The organism is Campylobacter sp. IFREMER_LSEM_CL1846 (genome assembly GCF_025772105.1).
In the GTDB taxonomy this organism is placed as follows: Bacteria; Campylobacterota; Campylobacteria; order Campylobacterales; family Campylobacteraceae; genus Campylobacter_D; species Campylobacter_D lari_D.
Genome location: NZ_JAKMRM010000027.1, coordinates 1 through 2362 on the forward strand (window position 1 = coordinate 1; position 2362 = coordinate 2362).

General features: G+C 27.2%; 2 protein-coding genes. Both read left to right on the forward strand.

Going from position 1 to position 2362, the window contains the following annotated elements; translation table 11 throughout:
• The first annotated feature begins 82 nt into the window (after positions 1-82).
• Positions 83-865: an AAC(3) family N-acetyltransferase gene (locus L8W40_RS07975; protein ID WP_263659251.1), complete on the forward strand. Its 783-nt coding sequence runs from the start codon at positions 83-85 to the stop codon at positions 863-865.
• A 1-nt stretch (position 866) separates the two neighbouring features.
• Positions 867-2362 (forward strand): amino acid adenylation domain-containing protein (locus tag L8W40_RS07980; protein ID WP_263660800.1); only part of this gene is annotated, 1496 nt, incomplete at its 3' end.

Sequence of the window (2362 nt, forward strand, 5' to 3'; positions counted from 1 at the left end):
GATTTATGAGCATATTTTTCTTTCTTGATATTATAATTTATATGCTATTATAACTAATTAAAATACATTCAAAGAAAAAAGTATGAAATATATATTTAAATGCAATGATAAAAAATATTCCAATATAGACTTAATAGAAGCTTTTAAAAAACTTGGTATTAAAAAAGGTGATATTTTGTGTGTACATAGTGAATTGATGAAATTTGGTATTCCTTTACTTCCTAGAAATGAATTTTTACAAACTATATTAGATTGTTTTTTTGAAGTTATAGGTAAAGAAGGTACTTTAATCATGCCTACATTTACTTATAGTTTTTGCAAAAATGAAGTTTATGATAATTTGAATTCAAAAAGCACTGTTGGTGTTTTAACAGAATATTTTCGCAAATGGGGGGGGGTAAAACGCACCAATGATCCTATATTTTCATTTGCCATTAAAGGAGCTAAAGAAGAATTGTTTTTAAAGGACACTACAAGTTGTTTTGGAGAAAATTGTGTGTATGAAATTTTAGCCAAAGAAAATGGAAAATTAGTTTTATTTGGCTCTAAAATAGCCGGGTACACTTTTAGTCATTTCATAGAAGAAAAAGCTCATGTTCCATATAGATATTTTAAAAATTTTAGTGGAAAAATTATTGATGAAGATGGTAAAATACTCCAAAAAAATATTAAATACTATGTTAGAAAATTGGATGAAAATTCAGATTTAGATGTTGATAAACAAGTAGCTATTTTAAAAAATGATGATAATTTTAATATTTTAAATTTTTCCAATGCTCATATAATAAATATCAACATGAAAAACTATTTAGAAAAAACATTAAAAGCTTTAAAGGATAACCCTTATTGTTTGCTAAAGGAATAAAATGACAACTCATATCAATGATTTTTTACAAGAAAGTGTTGCTAAATTTGGAAGCAAAAATGCTTTTGTTGAGTTTAATGGTAGAAGTATAGGCTATAAAGAATTTGATGATTTAAGTAAAAAAATAGCAAGTAAAATTCTTTCTAAACTTCCTACTAAAAGTACACAAGATCCTGTATTAATCATACTTCCTAAAGGAATTGATTGTTTGCTTTCTTTTTTTGGTGTAGCAAAAAGTGGAAATTTTTATACACTTTTAGATGAAAAAAGTCCCAAAGAGCGTGTAGAAAAAGTTATAGAAGTTTTGAAACCAAAGCTTTTAATTACTTCTAAAAAATTAAATTTAGATTTTAATCTTGATACCATTTTCACAGAAGATTTTGAAAGCTTTGTTATAAATGAAAATGCTTTAGAAAAAGCTTTAAACGATCACATAGATACTAATTTACTTTATGTCTTTTTTACAAGCGGAAGCACAGGAACTCCAAAAGGAGTAAGCATAAGCCATAAAAGTGTGATTGATTATACTTTTTGGGTATGTGAAACTTTTAAGCTAAGCCATGAAGATATACTTGCTAATCAAGCGCCATTTTACTTTGATAATAGCATATTAGATATATTTAGCTCTGTTAAAATGGGAGCTACGCTTCATATACTGCCTAATCATCTTTTTGCTTTTCCAAATAAAATTTTAGAGTATCTAGAACAAGAAAAAATAACAACAATTTTTTGGGTACCTTCAGTGCTGATTTATTTTGCTAATACCAATGCGGTAGATAGCACCAAATTAAAAAATTTAAACAAAATTCTTTTTTGTGGTGAAATCATGCCAAATAAACAACTCAACATTTGGCGTAAATACCTTCCTAATACTTTATTTGCTAATCTTTATGGACCTACTGAAATTACCGATGTATGTTCTTTTTACATAGTTGATAGACAATTTAGCGATGATGAGCTTTTGCCTATAGGAAAAGCATGTAAAAATACCCAACTTTTAGTCTTTGATGAGAATTTAAATTTAATTACTCCAAGTCAAGTGGGAATTAAAGGTGAGCTTTATGTAAGAGGAACTTGTCTTTCCTTAGGCTATTACAACGATAAAGAAAAAACAAAGCAAGCTTTTGTGCAAAATCCTTTGCATGATAATTACCTAGACTTGCTTTATAAAACAGGTGATGTGGTAGCTTATAATGAATTTGGCGAACTTTTATGCTATGGAAGAATAGATCATCAAATCAAATATATGGGTCATCGCATAGAACTTGGAGAGATAGAAAGTATTATAAATTCTCATGAGAATGTAAGAAATTGCGCTTGTATTTTTAAAGAAGAAATTATTTGCTTTTATGAAAGTAAGGAAGAGTTAGATTTTAAAAACTTTTTAAAAGACAAACTCCCTGTTTACATGATACCTAAAAAATTTGTTAAAATAGAACAATTTACTTTAAATGCAAATGGGAAGATTGATAGGAAAGTTTTGAGTAAAAACTCTTA